The sequence below is a fragment of the Paenibacillus tepidiphilus genome, assembly GCF_008635795.1.
In the GTDB taxonomy this organism is placed as follows: domain Bacteria; phylum Bacillota; class Bacilli; order Paenibacillales; family Paenibacillaceae; genus Paenibacillus_AQ; species Paenibacillus_AQ tepidiphilus.
This window is the reverse complement of the sequence record NZ_VWRQ01000005.1, coordinates 92,591-110,919: the sequence shown is the minus strand read 5'-3', so window position 1 is coordinate 110,919 and position 18,329 is coordinate 92,591. Positions and strand designations below refer to the sequence as shown.

Genomic DNA, 18,329 nt, shown 5'->3' with positions numbered 1-18,329 from the left:
ATGGGCCGGGGGCTGGCCGCGAACCAGCCCTGCGGCGGAAAGGGCCCCGGTATTCACTCTTTGCCGGGCCGGATCACGTATGGTTTGCAGGAAAAGCATTACACTTCACCCGGCACCGGTAGGCTAATGTAGCAAGATTGTGAGCCAAGGAGACTAATGAACATCGTAAGCAAGTGATCGTAGCGGGCATAGTTGGATTTGTAGAGTATACCTGTACGTAATCGTAGAAACGTTTATGAATTAATAGTTTATATATCAAATTAAAACCTTTATTAATAAGAATATATTAAATAGAAACGTTTCGAATAGGAGAGGAGCCGATCATATGAGTCATTCTGCAGCTCTGGAGAACGAACCGCTGTACCGGAAATATATCAAGCTAATGACCCTGGAAGAGAAAGCGGCCCAGCTGCTTCAGCTGGCGGCCCCTTTTTATGATAAGCCCGGCGACCATTCCGAAGTTACCGGACCGATGGAGGAGCTGGGCATCGACGCCGCTACCGTGCAGAATGCCGGATCGGTCCTCGGCATTTCCGGCGCGGAGAAGATGATCGCCGTGCAGCAAGCGCATATGGAGCAGAACCGGCTAGGCATTCCGCTGCTGTTCATGGCGGATATCGTACACGGGTTCAAGACAATCTTCCCGATTCCGCTGGCCATCGGCTGCTCCTGGAACCCGGAGCTGGCAGAGCGCAGTGCGCAGGTCGCGGCCTATGAAGCCGCAGTCTCCGGCCTTCATGTGACCTTCGCCCCGATGGTCGATCTCGTCCGTGACCCCCGCTGGGGGCGGGTCATGGAATCCACGGGCGAAGACCCTTATTTGAATGCCGTGTTCGCCAGAGCCTTCGTCGAAGGCTTCCAGGGCGAAGATCTGAGCGGCGACGTAAAGCGCGTAGCAGCTTGTGTGAAGCATTTCGCCGCTTACGGACTGTCGGAAGGCGGCCGGGATTATAACACGGTCGATCTGTCCGAACGCCAGCTGCGCGAATATTATCTGCCGGCGTACAAAGCGGCAGTGGATGCGGGCTGCGAGATGGTAATGACCTCCTTCAACACCGTGGACGGCATTCCGGCCACGGGGAACCGCAAGCTGCTGCGCAGCCTGCTGCGGGAAGAATGGGGCTTCGAGGGCGTGGTCATCTCCGACTGGGCGGCGATCAAGGAGATTGTAGCCCACGGAGCGGCCGGGGACGAGCGGGAAGCGGCGCTTAAGGCGATGCTTGCCGGCGTGGATATCGACATGATGACCACCAGTTATATTCAGCATTTGCCGGAATTGGTGCGTGAAGGTGCAATTGAGCAGCGGATGCTGGATGAAGCGGTGCTGCGCATCCTGAAGCTGAAGGAGAAGCTCGGCCTGTTCGAGAACCCGCTGCGCGGCGCCGATCCTGCGGCCGAAGCGGAAATTATGCGCTGTGCGGAGCACCGCGAGGTCTCCCGGCAGCTGGCGGAGCAGTCCGCCGTCCTGCTGAAGAACGGCGGCTTGCTGCCGCTGCGGCAGGGGCAGAAGATCGCGCTGGTCGGCCCGTTCGCGGACAGCGGCGATATTCTCGGCTGGTGGTCCTGGCTGGGCGAGACGGAGACCGCGGTGAAGCTGGGAACGGCGATGCAGCAGCTTGCGGCAGAGCCTGCGGATGTCCGGATCGCCGAAGGCTGCGGCATCGAGAGCATCACCGATGCCCAGAAGGCTGCGGCGCTGCAGGCGGCAGAGGGCGCGGATGTGATCGTGCTCGCGCTGGGCGAAGCCTCGCATATGAGCGGTGAAGCCGGCTCCCGCAGCGATATCCGGCTGCCGGAAGCGCAGCTGGAGCTGATCCGGCTCATGAAAGAGCTGGGGAAGCCGCTGGCGGTAGTACTGTTCAACGGGCGGCCGCTCGATCTGCATGGCGTCTATGACACCGCAGATGCCGTGCTGGAGGCCTGGTATCCGGGCAGCGAAGGCGGCGCAGCCTTGGCGAATCTGCTGTACGGCGCGGCCAATCCGTCCGGAAGGCTAAGCATGTCCTTCCCATATACTGTGGGCCAGGTCCCTGTCTATTATAACCATTATAGTACCGGGCGGCCGTTCTCGGCCGAAGAGCAGGAGAAGGGCAACCGTTACATTTCGCAATATCTGGACATTCCGAATGATCCGCTGCTGCCGTTTGGCTTCGGCCTCAGTTATACAAGCTATGCGTATGAAGGATTGCAGCTCTCGGCGCAGCAGCTTACAGCAGACGGGGAGCTGAAAGTGAAGGTGAAGGTAACGAATACCGGCGCTATGGCCGGGACCGAGACGCTTCAGCTGTATGTGCGCGATGTGGCCGGCGAGGTCGTCCGGCCGGTCAGGGAGCTGAAGGCGTTCCGCCAAGTCACCCTTGCTCCGGGCGAGAGCCGTGAAGTAGAGTTCACGCTGACTGAAATGCAGCTTCGTTACCATCACAGTGACTTGAGCGTCAGCAGCGATCCGGGAGCCTTCCGGCTCTATGTCGGCGGCAACAGCAGAGATGCATTGGAAGCAGAGTTCCGTCTGGTGTAACGCCGGCCTTATGTTCAATATGCGAGAACTATAAATAATGCGGGAAATCACCCGCTCCCGATAAGGAAGTGAGAAGAATGACAACTGTATCCGAATCCATGCTGTCACTTCGACGCCAAGCTACCGCTTTTACGTTTCTGCCAAGCGGAGACCTGGTTCAGGCGGTCTCGGGGCAGACAATGATCAACCAATTGCTCGCGAACGCCGTTGACGGCGCCGCCGGGAACATCTACGCCCGGGTGCATACACCGGGAGGCATCTATCCCTTCCCGCTGCTCGGTGTGAAGTCGCGCAGCCGCTTCGGGCGGGCTGGGGACCAGCTGATCTGGGAAGGGGCGATTCCCGCCGCTGCTGTGCCGGGACTGGCAGAGCCCATTCAATATCAAGTGTTATTTACTTTAACGGATCAGCATGTGTGGTTCTGGGATGTGCGGCTTAAGGGCAACGCTGCCCGGGTCGATCTTATGTATGCCCAGGATGTCGGGATTGCAGCGCCGGGTGCCGTTACGAGCAATGAAGCTTATCTGTCGCAGTATATTGACCATAGCGTATTCGGGAATGAAGATACCGGGTATACCGTCTGCTCACGGCAGAATCAGCCGCAGAGCGGAAAATTCCCTTATTTGCAGCAGGGGGCGCTTGAGGGCGCAGCAGCTTACTCCACCGACGGCTTTCAGTTCTTCGGACTGAGCTATAAGGAAACCGATCAGCCTGAGGCGCTGTACCGTGAACGTCTGGCCGGCGAAATCTATCAATATGAATTCGCTTATGTTGCCCTGCAATCACCGGTGACACAGCTGCGCGGAGAATGGCAGTACACCTTCTACGGACTGTTCCGGGAGGATCATCCGGCAGCCGTAACCGGGCTGGAATTCGCCGATATCCTGCACCAAGCACGGGAGCAGGCAGCGGCAGACGGTAACGAAGTACAGGCGGAGACGGTCTGGCAGCTCCCGGTGAAGCATTCACCGAAGCTGGGAGAACCGCTCCGGACGCTGCCGCTGACGGAAGAAGAACTGACGGCGCTGTATCCGGTCAAGCGCCAGGAGGAACGGGAGGACGGCAGGCTGCTGTCTTTCTTCACGGACACCTATGAGCATGTCGTGCTCAAGGAGAAGGAGCTGCTGGTCGAGCGTCCGCATGGCCATATTCTGATGAGCGGGGACAATGCCCGCCTTAACCCGGAAGTGATGACCACAACATCTTATATGTACGGAATATTCAATTCCCAGGTCGTCGTGGGGAACACCAACTTCAACAAGATGATCTCCAACAGCCGCAATGCACTGAACGTCTTCAAGACTTCAGGACAGCGGATCTATGTCGAGATAGACGGCCGTTACCGCTTGCTGGCTATGCCTTCACTGTTTGAGATGGGCCTCAATTATACCCGCTGGTATTATAAGACAGCCGAAGATACATTGGTCATCACCAATTATACCCGCAATGCTGCTCCAGAGATCAGGCTGGAGGTGCGCTCGGCGCGGGGACTGGCCTACCGCTTCCTGGTCAGCCAGCAGATTACGATGAATGTGGCCGAATATGAGCTGCCGTATCAGCTCATTCAGGAGTCTGACGGTGCCCTTGTCTTCCGTGCGGATGGCAGCGGGATCAGCGCCGGTGTCTACCCTGACCTGGCCTACCGGCTCCTGCTGGAAGGCGCGGAGTACCGGCTCGGAGACGAGTCGCTGCTGGCAGAGGGAGCGCTTCCGGGAAGCGCCGCGCTTACCGTGCTGGAGCTTGCGCCTGCCAGCGCCTGGAGCCTCACCTTCCAGGGCATGCTGGACGGCCGGCCGCGCGCGGCGGGCGATGCTTCCTTCGAGCAGGAGGCCGCCCGTTACCGCGAGTTTCTGGCCGGCGTAATGAATGGCTTCAAGCTGACCCGCGCGGGCGGAGAGGAAGCGGAGCTGTTCAAGGTGAACGCGCTGGCATGGTGGTACACCCATAACATGCTGGTGCACTATTCCGTGCCGCACGGGCTGGAGCAGTACGGCGGGGCAGCCTGGGGCACGCGCGATGTGTGCCAGGGACCGGTGGAATATTTCCTCGCCACCCATAAATACGCACAGGTGCGGGAGATTCTGCTGACCGTGTTCGCCCATCAATATGAGGAGGACGGAAGCTGGCCGCAATGGTTCATGTTCGACAAGTATGCAGCCATCCAGCAGGAAGAAAGCCACGGGGACATCATTGTCTGGCCGCTGAAGGTGCTGGGTGACTATCTGAGAGCCACGGGTGACTACGCCATCCTGGACGAGCGGGTGCCGTATACCCGCAAACATGGCTTCGGGTTTACTGAGGAAGAAGCGACGGTACGGGAGCATGCGCGCAAGGAGCTGGAATATATCCGCACGCATTTTCTGCACGGCACCTTCCTGTCCTCCTACGGCGACGGCGACTGGGATGACACGCTGCAGCCCGCCAACAGCCAACTGAAGCAGTATATGGTCAGCAGCTGGACGGTGGCATTGACTTACCAGGCCGTGCTTGGACTGGGGCATGAGCTTCATGAGGCCGACGCCGCCTGGGCGGAGGAGCTTAACGGAATCGCGGAGGGCATCCGCTCCGACTTTAACCGCTATCTCCTGGGTACTGACGTAATTCCCGGCTTCCTGTACTTTGAAGACCCGGCCCAGCCGCGGCTGATGTTGCATCCCGAGGATGAAGAGACCGGTATCCAGTACCGGCTGCTGCCGATGACACGCAGCATGATCGCTGAGCTGCTAACACCGCAGCAGATGGAGGCGCATTATCGGCTGATTCAGGAGCAGTTCCTCTGCCCTGACGGCGTCCGGCTGATGAACCATCCGGCGCAGTATGCCGGCGGTGTCAGCATGCACTTCAAGCGTGCCGAGCAGGCGGCTAACTTCGGCCGGGAAATCGGGCTGCAATATGTGCATGCCCATATCCGCTTCGTGGAGGCGATGGCCAAGACCGGCAAGCGGGAGCAGGTCTGGAACGGCCTCTTGACGATCAATCCGATCGGCATCCGCGAGGCCGTGCCGAATGCCGAGCTGCGGCAGAGCAACGCTTATTTCAGCAGCTCGGACGGCAAATTCGCCACGCGCTATGAAGCGGACCGCCGCTTCGGCGAGCTGCGCGAAGGCAAGGTGCCGGTCAAGGGCGGCTGGAGAATCTACTCCAGCGGTCCAGGGATCTATATGAACCAGCTGATCTCGAATGTGCTGGGCATCCGTGAAGCCGGCGGGGACCTGATCCTTGATCCGGTGCTGCCGGAAGAGATGGACGGCGTGCAGTTCCATTTCGAATACGGAGGCTTGCCGGTTGTGTTCATCTATCATGCCGGCGGAGACCATCTCCGCACCGTGAAGGTGAACGGGGAAGAACCCCCGGCGCAGCGGCTCAGCAATCCCTACCGCATGGGCGGACTGCAGATCGCGCGGACCGACATCGACCGCCTGCGTACAGCAGAGCTTCTGACCATAGATATTTACATGTAATCTGCTTCTGCAGAAGTATGTACAACAGACCCGGGTTCCGCATCTTGCGGTCCGGGTCTGTTCGGTGTGTCTAGACTAAAGGGGTTGGCAGTATCCAATAATTATGTCCTGCGTTTAAAAACAATATGATCAATCGGCGTATTCACCAATGCGATAAGCTGCTCAGTCATGTATTCCGCCGAATACCTGAACCGGGTCTCCGCCCAGTGCATAATGACGCCTACGGTGGCGGAGGTCTGGTAGCTGAGCAGGATATCGTAATCCAACTGCGGAGCGCCCGGCTTCATTTCAATATGCATATCCTCCTGCATGGAATGGCGAAAGGTCTGAAGCAGGTCGGCGCGCAGCTTCTCGCGGCTGACCGTCAGCAGAGCCAGGAAATCATGCTTATGGGACTCAATATGCCGAAACAGCTGCAGAATCGAAGGTGAGATCATGTCCGCATTCACCTGCCGTAGACCCTCATAAGGACGAACCAGCGCTTCCGCCAGATCGGTCAGTAAATCGTCGTGAATTTCCCGCAGCAGATCCTCCTTGTCGATAAAATGCTTGTAAAACGTTCCCCGGTTGTAATCCGCCCGGCCTGTGACATCCAGGATTGTAACCGCGTCATAGCCTTTTTCAAGAATAAGCTCGATAAAAGCTGTCTTTAAAGCCAGCCGGGTTCGGCGGGTCCTGCGGTCTGACTGCTCATTCGTCACTGCCATTCTCTCCCCGTATCCTGATTTGATATAGTCTAACCCCAGACTGGCTTGAAATACGAAATAATCACCTGCGTCTGTGACAAATATTACTGCAAAATAAAATCAACATTTTCGCCCGGAATGTGCAAAATAAACACAAACAAGCAACAGCAGGCGTCGTGGTGTCGGTTAGTCAACGTTTCCTGGTAAGCTGATTATTGTCACAACAAGTATACAGGTGTAAGCTAGTTTATGTAAAGAAGCTATTCGAAAGTAAGCAACATACTTATACCTACATTATATACTAAGGGAGAGATAGACATGAGTCAGACCCAAGTCAAAACAGCAGTAATTACAGGCGCCGCCGGAGGCATCGGCAAAGAGCTGGCCCGCCGTCTGGCCGAACGCAAACTGAATCTGGTTCTGGTGGACTTGAATAAGGAAGCCGTCCTGAAGGTTATCGCCGAGCTTGGACTGGATGATTCGAACGCACTGGCGGTTGCCGCCGACGTCTCGAAGGAAGAGGATGTACAGAACTACGTGAACCAGGCCGTAGAGAAATTCGGTACGATCGATTATTTCGCCAATAATGCCGGCATTGAAGGACCAACCGCCACGATTGACGAGATGGCAGTCAAAGCGCTGGACCAGGTATACAACGTTAACGTGCGCGGCGTATTCCTCGGCCTGCATTATGTAATCCCGGTGATGAAAAAGCAGAAATCCGGCGCTATTCTCAACACCTCCTCGCTGGCCGGACTGATGGGAGCACCCGGCATGTCCCCGTATATTATGTCCAAGCATGCCGTTATCGGCCTGACCCGCGTAGCAGCCAATGAATTGGCGCCGCTGGGCATCCGTGTCAACGCTGTCCTTCCCGGCACGATTAACACACAGATGATGCGCAAGATCGAGAATAATTTCGGCGATGCAGCCGAGTACAAGAAAGCGAATGAAGCAGCGACCCCGATGGGCCGCTACGGAGAACCGGAAGAGGTTGCTGCCGTGATGAACTTCCTGCTCTCGGAAGAGGCCTCGTTCGTTACAGCCTCGCTGTACACTGTCGACGGAGGAATGGTCGGTCAATAAAAGATCGGCCGCAAGAATTAAAGAAGGGTTGGATCTGCACTGTGCAGATCCAGCCCTTTTTGCGATATCGGCATTCAGCACTTAGCCAAAAGCATTCAGGCTCATGGCATCCCGCACCTCCTGCATGGTGTCACGGGCGAGAGCACGGGTGCGCTGGGTTCCGTCCATAACAATACCGTCCACCAGCCGCGGACGCTCTGCATAATAAGCACGTCGCTCCCGCATCGGCGCGATCAGCAGCTCCAGCGCAGCCGTAATCCGCTCCTTGCAGGCGGTGCAGCCCATGGCTCCGCGTTCGCAGCCTTCACGGATTTCCGGAGATGAAGCGGGGAGAAACGCCCGGTGATAGGCATAGATCGGGCAGATCTCCGGATGGCCGGGATCATGCTTACGGACGCGTGCGGGGTCGGTTTTCGCCTTCTGTATCTTATAGGCAATTTCCTTGGTACTGGCATCAAGTGTGATCGTGTTGCCCAGGCTTTTGCTCATTTTGCTGCTGCCGTCGGTGCCGACGAGACGGGGCGTCTCGCTGACCAGCGCCTTCGGCTCTACCAGCACCGGTCGGTACAGCTCATTGAACCGGCGGACGATTTTGCGCGCCAGCTCCAGATGCGGCAGCTGGTCTTCACCGACCGGCACCAGCGTAGCCTTGCAGAAAGCAATGTCAGCCGCCTGGCTCACCGGATATCCGAGGAAGCCGTAATACAGCTCATCGAGACTGCTGTTCCTGGACTCCGCCTTGACGGTCGGGTTATGGCGCAGCATATTGACAGTCACAAACATGGAGAAATACAGCGTCAGCTCGGCAATCTCCGGGATCAGCGACTGGACATATATCGTCGTCTTGTCCGGGTCAATGCCTGCAGCTAAATAATCAAGTACAATGTCCCGCGCATGACTGCGGACCATCTCCGGCCGGTCAAAATGTGTGGTCAGCGCCTGCACATCGGCCAGAAACACAAAGGATTCATACTGGTCCTGCAATTGGACCCGGTTCTGCAAGCTGCCGGCGTAATGGCCAAGGTGCAGCTTGCCGGTAACACGGTCTCCCGTTAATACACGTTCTTTCATTATTAAATGTCCTCCTCAAAATAAATAATGGGTTCACAGGCATTGCCTGCAATTGAACTGTACCTAACCATCGCCACCAGCCATCCTCCATGGCCATCACCCCCTTTCATAACAACAAAAAAACTCCGTCCCCTTAAGGACGAAGTTAGCTTCGCTATGCCACCTTAAACAACCGCCACCCTCACCCTGGAGGGATGCTGCGGTCCTGCATTATAACGGTGCGGAGATCATCATCGGTCTCGATACCGTTCCCTTGATAACGGCGGGATGCCCGGCATTCTTCTACTTGAGCCATGGGCCGGTTCGAAGAAGCAACTCCAAAGTCCATTCACACAAATGCCGGACACCGGTTCACAGCGACCACCGGCTCTCTGCAAGTCCTGCCACATCTGGCTACTTACCCTTTTTCAGCGTTGTTCCAAATATAGGGATTATGTTACTACAAACCGCAGGGGAGTTCAACCGGGAAAAATGAGCTTGTTGCAGCTTCAATTACTAATTACATTATCTATGAAAATTTAAATCTTTAAAAAGAGGATTATGACGTTCCCTGTCGAAATTATAACTTAATAGATAATAATATACCAAAATATGTTTGTTTTCTGAAGCGCCAGCTGATGAACAAAGGCAACTCCGCCGAAAGGCGGAAGACGCAAAGCCACCGGTCTAAACCGCACCTGCAAAGGACGGCATGACAGCGGGGTTACTCATGTAGTTTGGTTTTTTGTTGTCTAAATACAACAAGGGAGATTACAACCATGCGGGAAATCTTGAACCTTAAGCTCAGGCGAAGCATACGGCATTCATCTGAAACATAGCCGCCGGATATTTACAAAGGCGGTGCCGGGCAGCGGAAGGCGGGCCGGACTTTGTCTTTTTATGAAAAAATATGAATAGCTCTGAAAAAATATAACCCAAAACAGGAGTGTTATCATCAATGATCGCAGAAACGAAAATGTACCCGGAAAGCAATACGATTTTTATCAGCCTGCACGGATTCGCCGAACTGGAGGAAACGATCAAGGAAGTGGATATCTTCGAAGCCTCGATGCCGTCGCTGCCGCTTAAGGAAATGTCGCTTATTATCGATTGCCACGATATGGCGGCCTTCAAGCCGGAAATTCTGCCGGTTCTGGAACGGTGTTATGTGATGTATAACAGCTTTAAGCATTGCGTGCTTGTGAATCCGCAGAAGGTCGTGGCTAAATCGCAATTGCAGCGTGTTGCGCCAAAGGCCGATTTTCAGGGGCATTTCGTGGATACAGTGGAAGAGGCTTGGGCTATCGTTAAAGGCTAGATGCTACGCAGCGAATGACTACTATTATGCAGATAAAGGGTGGGCTTAATGGCGAATGTTAAAATAATCGGTACTGAAGTGTACCATCCGGCACTTGCAGTCAGCAACGAGGAGCTGGCGGAACTGGCCGGGGAGAATGCCGATAAGCTTATCGGGATTTGGGAGTATTTTGGCCGCAAGAACCGTTATTATGCCGCCGATTACGAAGAAAGCACGCTCTTTATGGCCATCCAGGCCGCCAAAGCGCTCCTGTCTGTCAGCGGGCTGCAGGGCAGCGACCTGGATATGATCGTCTTTTCCTCGGGAACCCATGATTACTCCGCGCCGACCGACGCCGCCCTGCTGCATCAGGCGCTGGAGGGCAAAGACAGCTGCATCGTCTATGACAGTAATGCCAATTGTGTGGGCATGGTAGTCGCAGCCGAACAGGCGGCGCGTTCCATGATGACGAACCGCCGCGTGAAATACGCACTTGTAGTCGGCTCGGAACAGATTGCCCGCTTCTACAAGGATAGTGACCTGGCTTCCAAAGGTCTGTGCGGCGACGCCGCCTGTGCAGTATTGCTGGAGCATGTGGAGGAGGATGGGTCGGGGTTCATCGATTCCTTGTACTATACGAATTCACAGAAGGCCGAAGACATGCTGTACCCGGCGGGGGGCATGACCCGGATCTTCAATGCGGACATTCCCATGGAGGAGAAGAAGATCTATCTTCATCCCGAATATAATGTCAATGTCGCTTTTCCGATGGCGGTTGCCAATATCGAGCAGCTGCTGGAGGAGCACGGGCTTGCCAAAGAGCAAGTGAAGCACTATATTCTGAGTCAGCTGAACCTCAGTGTCATCAAAGATATCGCTTCTCAGCTGGGCGAGGATATCGCCAAGTTTCCTTACATCGGCGATCTCTATGGCTATACAGGGACAAGCAGTCCGTTCATTACACTGCATCATGCGGTCAAAGACGGTACGCTGGTTTCCGGCGACCGTTTCTTCCTGTGGTCGGTAGGGGCGGGGATTACCTCCTGTGCCACGCTTTGGCGGCTATAAGATCCTTGCCCGGGAAATTTGAAATTGCTATTAACGTCAACAAGCCTGCGCATCGGCGCAGGCTTGTTTGCATATGTCCGTAAAGGTTGCATAGTGATAAATGCATGGAGTGATTTCAGTCAATGCGCGTTATTGCGGATTCTGCCGCTGCTGGGCACGAATTGAAAACCACAGCGAAGCGATCAGGATCAGTTCAAACACATTGGTCGCCGCCGCACTATCCAGAGGGATCGGTATAGCACTCCCGGCCAGCATCAGCAGAGTTCCCCAGAAGAGCGCGGAAGTCACTTTCCGTTTCCAGAGGACAATGCCGGCTGTGAGCAGAGGAATCAAAATCAGGATGACCATCAACGACGGCCCGGAGGTCTCCTCCACAGGTACATAGCGCAGTGCACCGTACTCCTGAACAGGCTTGATCTGAAGGGAGAAGGTATGAGTCGCCAGTTCCATGATGATCAGACCGGCCGTGAACAGCCAGGCAATGGACTTGGCCGCCGTTCCGGCGGCCCAGGGACTGCCCGAGCGCCGGATCAGATCGTAGCTGACCAGTGCCAGCAGCGGTGTGCAAAAGGCGTGCAGCCAGTAGCGGGCCATATTCAGCGACTCCAGCAGATCGCCTTCCCCAAGGGTCCGGCCGGCTGCCATGACCCCGTTATCCCATATCAGCGCTGCGGTTACGGCCAGCAGGCTGTAGCAGGCCGACCGCGAAGCATCCTGCAGGTACAACGAAATTCCATATCCGAATAGCCCGATGTACATTAATGTAATCGCCAAATAGATCCATGTATCCAAGTTTAGTCTCTCCTCTCGCTGTCAGGGATTCATTCTTGGCTTCGTGGTTGCCGACTTTTCCAAGGATGGCGGTTTGCTCCTGTCCTTTAATACCCGCTAACATATCATGTTACACATCCTTAATCCGCGATACCGATGGCGATAGCCGGAGACAAGCCGGGATCAAGCGCCTGCATCAGCCGCAGCAGATCGGGTTCAGACATGGCAATGCAGCCGGCGGTCGGCTGGCCGGGCCCCCGCCACAGATGCAGGAAGATGGCACTGCCCTTGCCGGGAATGACCGGATTGGTATTATAGCTTACAGTCACGGCGTATTTATAAAGCGGATGCTGCAGTGCTTCATAGGAGCTCCAGCGCTGCTGCGGATTGCCGCTGTAGGAGATCCAGGTATTGTAGTCCGGGGAAGCGGGATCATCCACCCAGAAATCGGTCGGGGAGGTGCGGGTGTAGGGAAGGCGCAGACCTGCCGGCTGCGCGGCGAAGCCAAAGGCATGGCCGAGCCGAAAGACGCCGGAGGGCGTACGTCCGTCGCCTTCTTTGGTCTTACCCAGCCCCCCTTTACCAAGCGATACGGGTATGCCGGATAATAGGGCAACCCACTGCCCGCCGCGCTTCTCGCGCAGCGAGAGCACACCGCTTTGCGAGGAACGCTCCGCGGCTTCGACAACAACTACTTGGCGGGCCTCCATTTGCTCGGCTTTATAAGGCCAGGAATCGCTGAATCCGGCGGCTTGGACGGACATGCCCGGGAAGGCGAGCAGAATGAGAAGGGCGAGAAGAATCACAGGCGTTCTGGATAGATGCCGGCGGAAGAATGGATCGGACACATGCAATCCCTCCTTTTTTCCTTCATTACCTCCAAAGCGGCTGTGGACAAACACTGGAACTGGAACTCGCGAATACGTTCACCAAAGACAGGGATTACCGTCCGCTTCGGCGAAACCTTACGGGAGACAATGTGAAAGGGGGGAACATGATATGCTGGAACGCTCCATGGAGAATATCATGGAATCCGCAGCGAAAGGAGGTGGGGCCACAACAAACCGAAAGCGGGGAATATAAATATGGATAACTACTCTAACGGAATTATTCAATGTGACGGATACATTTTACATTATGAGAGACGGGGTACCGGACCTGCCGTACTGGTGATTGGCAGCAGCCTTTATTATTCAAGGCTGTTTCCGCCGGACCGGTTTGCTGGGAGCGAGCTGATTTTTCTGGACCACAGGGGATTCGGCTTCCCGCTCCGGGCGGAGGCGCTCCAGCTGAAGGGTCTGGCTCCGATCATTGAGGATATCGAGTATGCCAGGCAACAATTGGGACTCGTTGAGTTTACCATTTTGGGCCATTCCGGCCATGCCTTTATGGCAATGGCATATGCGAAGCGGTATCCGCAGCATGTGCGCAGGCTGGTCCTGCTGAATACAGCTCCATCCAACAGTGCCGGGCGGCAGCGGGAAAGTGCGGAGTACTTTGAACGCCAGGCCGACCCGGAGCGCAGAAGCTGGTTCACCCGGCAAATGGCGCTGCTGGAGGAGGATATCCGGAGAGAGCCGGAGCGGCGTTTTGCGCATATGTGCTGCCGGATGGGAGCCCAAAGCTTCTACGATTACACTTATGATTCCACTGCTCTGTGGGATGGGGTACAGATGAATATGCCGGTCATTGACTATCTATGGGGCGAAGTATTTGCGGAGATCGACCTGCTCACAGAGCTCCATGCCTGCGCCAAACCGGTGTTTCTGGGGCTTGGACGGTATGATTATCTGGTCGGGCCTTTAGCGCTATGGGATGCTCTGGATAAGGCCCCGAATTCCCTCGTGACCAAAGTGGTCTTTGAGCGCAGCGGCCACAATCCGATGTTCGAAGAACCGGAGCGGTTCGAGCAGAAGCTGGCAAGCTGGCTGCATGAAGATTAACGGCTTGTCCGTATAAAACAAATATATCCATTTCAATCCTTGCTGCAGCCGGTTCCCGACACGACAATAAAAGAAAAACATCGCGGGAGGAATCGGCAATGATTCAATTGACCAAAGAAGATTATCACAAGGTAACACCGCTCATTCAATGCCATAATGAACTTTCGGTATTCGCTGTGCTGGATGGAGAACTGCCCGGTGAAATCTGGGCAGACTCTGCCGATCAGCCGGAATCGGTGCTGATCAGAACCTGTGAAACCGTGCTGCTCGCAGGAAACCCGGAGAACGGTGAATTTAACCGGGCCATCGGGGGATTGCTGGATTTCTGGGAGAGTGTAACGCCTGATCGAGAGGAATGGGCCGGTAAAATTCAGCAGGTTCACCCAAACCGTTATATACGGCCGTATACCCGGTGCAAATACAGCTTGACCCGGGACAGCTATAGACCCGTGGAACGCCCGCTTCCGGACGGTTATGTGCTGGAGCCGGTCAATCCGGAGGAACTCCGGCAGACCGGGTTCACCAATGCCGGCCGCGTCCTGGATTGGGCGGAAGGCTGGGGAGATCCGGATCTCTTTGCCGCCAAGGGATGCGGTTATTTTGTCCGGCTGAATGATTACATCGCCAGCTGGTCCTTAAGTGACTGCGCAGCCCGGGGCAGGGTCGCCATCGGTATACATACCGCTCCCGCCCACCGCCGTAAGGGGCTTGCCAAGCAGGCCGCTTCTGCGGTCCTTGAGGCTTGTCTGGCCAAGGGGTACCACACCGTGGAGTGGATGTGTGTATCCACGAATAGCGGGTCCAGGGCTCTGGCCGAGAGTCTCGGCTTCAAGCTGGAGAACTGTTATACCTCGTTCTCTTCCTATGCTCCGATTGAAAATCTGGAGGATCTGGATGAAGCGGGGTGGCTGGAGTGGGGCAATTATTTGTCGCAGGCTTCCGGCGAAGAACCAAGATTGCTGGTGGAGGAGCTGTATTGCATGATCAAAGCCAATCAGCCGGAGCTGGTCCGTAAAGCAATCTCCAAGATGAAGAAACAGGATCAGCCGGTGGATATGGAACGACTGGAGAAGGATATAGCCTGGTTTCGGAAAATGGGCATATGCTCTGCGTTTGACGCTGGCTGGAATGATATAGCGGCGGGGTGATTGCTAGTGGAGTTCCGGCCGCCCGGTATTCGATTCCGTTACGCCTGACATTAAATATTGTTTCGTCTGGACAGGAACCACCGTCTTCGGGCTGTGGTTCCTGTCTTTTGCACGCCTGCTTGCGAAATATCATCCCCAATGATCAGGTGTGACAATTGGAATTAACATCCAATTAAATAATTTTATTTCCCTATATATCTCACGCGATTAGTTAGGTTATAATGATGTCTAAAAAAGAGAATGGGGTCAGTCCATGAATCAAACGAACAAGGGAACAAATCTGCTTACGGAGAAGAAGGAGCGCTTTTCATCCAGCGGCTTTATTCTGGCAGCCATCGGCAGCTCGGTAGGCCTGGGGAACATGTGGAAGTTTCCGTATATTACCGGAGAGAACGGAGGAGCTGCTTTCTTTCTGCTCTTCATTGTCTGTCTGGTGCTGATCGGCTTGCCGGTGCTGTTGGCCGAATTGGCTATCGGACGCAGCGGACGGGGCAGTGCAGCAACCTCGTTTATCCGCGCGGGTGGCGGGAAGGGCTGGAAGGCTGCAGGAATTTTGCAGGTGCTGGCACCTTTTCTGATTCTTTCCTTTTATGTGATTGTAGCAGGCTGGACGCTGCATTATGCGGTAATTGCCTTCAATGGCGATCTGTTCAGCACCACCGATTACGCCGGGGCATTCAGCTCCTTCAGCTCAGGAATACTGCCGATTGTCTGGCAGGGGGTAGCCATGCTGATTACGGCAGGCGTGGTTGTCCTCGGAGTAGCAGGCGGAATCGAGAAATTCAATAAAGTACTGATTCCCGGGCTGGTCATTCTGCTTATTGTCCTCATGATCCGGGCCTTAACCTTACCTGGATCTTCAGCGGGTGTGTCCTTTTTCCTGAAGCCTGACTTTTCGGTGCTCACGGCGGAATCGGCCCTCGTTGCCCTGGGACATGCATTCTTCTCGCTGTCGCTCGGAATGGGGATTCTGCTGACCTACGGCTCTTATGTGGATAAAAAGCAATCACTGGGTACCGCCACCATGGCGATTGGCGCCGGGGATCTGATTTACGCGTTCATTGCCGGATTGATTATCTTCCCGACAACCTTCTCCTTCGGCATCGCTCCCGATCAGGGGCCTTCCCTGATCTTCATCGCTCTGCCGGCGGCATTCTCGGCTATGCCCTTCGGCGCATTGTTCGGCGGCTTGTTCTTCATTCTGCTGGCCATTGCCGCTTTGACTTCGGCAGTATCACTGCTGGAAGTACCAGTATCCTATGCGATGGAACGCTGGAGCATCAGCCGTACGCGCGCGGTCTGGATCTTGTCCTTACTCTGCTTCCTGGTTGGTGTACCTTCGGCGATGTCGCTTGGCATGTTCCCGGAGCTTACCTTCGGCGGGAAAGCGCTGTTCGACTGGGTGGACTTTGTCACCTCCAACATTATGCTGCCGCTTGGCGGGCTGCTGATCACGATTTTTGCCGGATATGTCTGGAAAGGGGCAGCGGAAGCAGCCGGTCTGCAGGCCCGCTGGTTCAAGATCTGGCTGTTCATGCTGCGGTATGTTGCACCTGTACTTGTTTTCCTGGTGCTGCTGCACACCTCCGGTATTTTGTCGTTCTAAACTTATTCCCAGCCGTCCCTCACTACAAACAAAGAAGCTTGCAACTCCTGGGTTGCAGGCTTCTTTGTGTTCTCATAAGCCGTATAAAAACAAGAGAACGGCCGTACCCTATGAGGGCATATACAATGGAGGAGAGTGCACATTAATGGACAAACAGCCCAACCAAGCGAAAGATAACAGCACAGCGGCGGCTAAGAAGCTGGACACAAAGGACCGCTCCGGCAAGAGAGAGACTGAATTTGCAGATGAACTGACCCGCAGTGATGTCGAGCAGGCATTTACCAATCCGATTACTGGTGAGGAACGGTTGTATTAGGTTTACAGGAACCGGAAGTTCTGCTGCCATAATCCGCAAATCGTCCAGTTATATTATGGATATAGTCCATGTTCACCGGCGGGAAGATGGACTATGATAATTGTGATAGTGATAATCATTATCACTAAAAAAATACTGGGGTTGGAGAGTGGTAGTGGGTCATGAAGAAAAAATTAATGGGTCTCGTGCTGGCCGGTGTAATGGCACTCAATATCGGTTCAGTCGCAAGCGTTAACGCCGCACCGGCTAGTGTCGCCAAAGCTGCGCAGGCTGCGCAAAAGACGCAGAAAATTACTTATAAAGGCAAGGTCTACACCGTTCCGGCCAAGACCGACAATATTGTCATCGCCGGTGCCATCGAGGCGCTGGAGGACGCGCTGGTGCTGAACTTCAAACCGAAGGGTGCATTGACCGTCGGCGGTGATTTCCCTGATATGTTCGCCAAGATTACGAAAGGCGTCCAGCCAATCGGCGAGAAGACCGAACCGAATCTGGAAGCCATTCTGAAGCTGAAGCCGGCTGTGATTCTCAGCAGCACGAAGTTCCCGGATGAAACCAATGCGAAGCTGGCGAAGATCGCCACGACCATTCCGGTATCGCATATTGCTACCGACTGGATGGACAACCTGAAGCTGCTCGCGGCGCTGACCGGCAAGCAGAAGGAATCGACCGCCGCCATTCTGAAATACCAGAGTGAGCTGAAGGAAGCTAAAGTGAAGCTGACGCCTAAGTTCAAGGATAAGAAGGTCGTAGCGGTCCGCGTCCGCTCCGGTAACCTGTACCTGTATCCGAAGGATGTCTTCTTCAACCGTTCCCTGTACGCCGATCTCGGTGCGGCTGTTCCGCAGGAAATTTCCCAGGTGAAAGCGCAGCAGCTCGTTTCGCTGGAGGCTTTTGCCGCAATCAATCCGGACTACCTGTTCGTACAGTTCTCGGCGGATGAGAACAAGGATAACCCGAAGGCGATGGAAGAGCTGCAGAAGAATGCGATCTGGAAGAGCCTGAAGGCGGTCAAGAGCGGTAATGTATACGTAAATCTGGTTGATCCGATTGCTCAAGGCGGCACGGCATTCAGCAAGTTCTCGTTCCTTGAGGCTTTGATGAAGACGAAACTGTATACAGGCAAATAATCTCCATAAGGGATATACTGCAGGGAAGTGAGCCGAATTATTGGCTCACTTTTTGTTGTTACAATTATCCGTCTGCAGCGGTGGAGAAGAAGCAGTGAAATTACAAATTTAAAGAAATAAGGGTTGACGGCAGCTCACTTGGCATGTAACATATGAACAGTCGTCAACCGATAAATACATACCGTTCTCGTATAACCTCGCAGCCATCAGGTATCATAGGGCGAGGGTTTCTACAGGAAGCCTATACTT

The 18,329-nt window shown here is 55.0% G+C and carries 14 protein-coding genes and 1 riboswitch; of the genes, 10 read left to right on the top strand and 4 right to left on the bottom strand.

Going from position 1 to position 18,329, the window contains the following annotated elements; translation table 11 throughout:
* The first annotated feature begins 325 nt into the window (after positions 1-325).
* Positions 326-2,518: a glycoside hydrolase family 3 N-terminal domain-containing protein gene (locus F1379_RS08200; protein ID WP_150268335.1), complete on the top strand. Its 2,193-nt coding sequence runs from the start codon at positions 326-328 to the stop codon at positions 2,516-2,518.
* 77 nt (positions 2,519-2,595) lie between these two features.
* Positions 2,596-5,979 carry a GH36-type glycosyl hydrolase domain-containing protein gene (locus F1379_RS08195; RefSeq protein WP_150268333.1) on the top strand — a complete coding sequence of 1,128 codons (3,384 nt, stop codon included), beginning with the start codon at positions 2,596-2,598 and terminating at the stop codon, positions 5,977-5,979.
* 101 nt (positions 5,980-6,080) lie between these two features.
* Here F1379_RS08195 and F1379_RS08190 read toward each other — a convergent pair whose 3' ends face one another.
* Positions 6,081-6,680 carry a TetR/AcrR family transcriptional regulator gene (locus tag F1379_RS08190; RefSeq protein ID WP_162551100.1) on the bottom strand — a complete coding sequence of 200 codons (600 nt, stop codon included), beginning with the start codon at positions 6,678-6,680 and terminating at the stop codon, positions 6,081-6,083.
* 303 nt (positions 6,681-6,983) lie between these two features.
* On the opposite strand from F1379_RS08190, the gene F1379_RS08185 reads away from it, so the two are divergent.
* Positions 6,984-7,751, top strand: coding sequence for an SDR family NAD(P)-dependent oxidoreductase (locus tag F1379_RS08185; RefSeq protein WP_150268329.1), 768 nt, complete (start codon positions 6,984-6,986; stop codon positions 7,749-7,751).
* Between the two features lie 81 nt (positions 7,752-7,832).
* Here F1379_RS08185 and trpS read toward each other — a convergent pair whose 3' ends face one another.
* Positions 7,833-8,822 carry a tryptophan--tRNA ligase gene (gene trpS, locus F1379_RS08180; protein WP_150268327.1) on the bottom strand — a complete coding sequence of 330 codons (990 nt, stop codon included), beginning with the start codon at positions 8,820-8,822 and terminating at the stop codon, positions 7,833-7,835.
* A 616-nt stretch (positions 8,823-9,438) separates the two neighbouring features.
* Positions 9,439-9,533, top strand: a riboswitch (cyclic di-GMP riboswitch).
* 226 nt (positions 9,534-9,759) lie between these two features.
* Here trpS and F1379_RS08175 point away from each other — a divergent pair.
* Both F1379_RS08175 and F1379_RS08170 read left to right on the top strand, forming a co-directional pair.
* On the top strand, positions 9,760-10,119 hold the full coding sequence (locus F1379_RS08175) for a hypothetical protein (protein ID WP_150268325.1): 360 nt from the start codon (positions 9,760-9,762) through the stop codon (positions 10,117-10,119).
* A 48-nt stretch (positions 10,120-10,167) separates the two neighbouring features.
* The gene (locus F1379_RS08170) at positions 10,168-11,166 is read left to right on the top strand and encodes a ketoacyl-ACP synthase III (RefSeq protein WP_150268324.1); all 999 of its coding nucleotides are present in this window, start codon (positions 10,168-10,170) and stop codon (positions 11,164-11,166) included.
* Positions 11,167-11,295: 129 nt separating this feature from the next.
* On the opposite strand, the gene F1379_RS08165 is transcribed toward F1379_RS08170, so the two are convergent.
* Together F1379_RS08165 and F1379_RS08160 are read right to left on the bottom strand one after the other, a co-directional pair.
* The gene (locus F1379_RS08165; protein WP_150268323.1) at positions 11,296-11,958 is read right to left on the bottom strand and encodes a hypothetical protein; all 663 of its coding nucleotides are present in this window, start codon (positions 11,956-11,958) and stop codon (positions 11,296-11,298) included.
* 119 nt (positions 11,959-12,077) lie between these two features.
* Positions 12,078-12,785 (bottom strand): L,D-transpeptidase family protein, encoded by a 708-nt coding sequence (locus F1379_RS08160; protein WP_239004598.1) that lies wholly within the window; start codon positions 12,783-12,785, stop codon positions 12,078-12,080.
* A 237-nt stretch (positions 12,786-13,022) separates the two neighbouring features.
* Here F1379_RS08160 and F1379_RS08155 point away from each other — a divergent pair, with 237 nt between their 5' ends.
* The 5 genes from F1379_RS08155 to F1379_RS08140 all read left to right on the top strand — a co-directional run bounded on the left by F1379_RS08155 (position 13,023) and on the right by F1379_RS08140 (position 18,080).
* A complete protein-coding gene (locus F1379_RS08155) occupies positions 13,023-13,880 on the top strand; it encodes an alpha/beta fold hydrolase (protein WP_150268322.1) in 858 nt (285 codons plus the stop codon).
* Between the two features lie 98 nt (positions 13,881-13,978).
* Positions 13,979-15,028 (top strand): GNAT family N-acetyltransferase, encoded by a 1,050-nt coding sequence (locus F1379_RS08150; RefSeq protein WP_150268320.1) that lies wholly within the window; start codon positions 13,979-13,981, stop codon positions 15,026-15,028.
* A gap of 253 nt (positions 15,029-15,281) precedes the next feature.
* Entirely contained in the window at positions 15,282-16,634 is a 1,353-nt protein-coding gene (locus F1379_RS08145) for a sodium-dependent transporter (RefSeq protein WP_150268318.1), read from the top strand.
* Between the two features lie 145 nt (positions 16,635-16,779).
* A complete protein-coding gene (locus F1379_RS29720) occupies positions 16,780-16,950 on the top strand; it encodes a hypothetical protein (RefSeq protein ID WP_162551099.1) in 171 nt (56 codons plus the stop codon).
* A gap of 161 nt (positions 16,951-17,111) precedes the next feature.
* Complete coding sequence (locus tag F1379_RS08140; RefSeq protein ID WP_150268316.1) at positions 17,112-18,080, top strand: ABC transporter substrate-binding protein; 969 nt, start codon at positions 17,112-17,114, stop codon at positions 18,078-18,080.
* Positions 18,081-18,329: the final 249 nt, after the last annotated feature.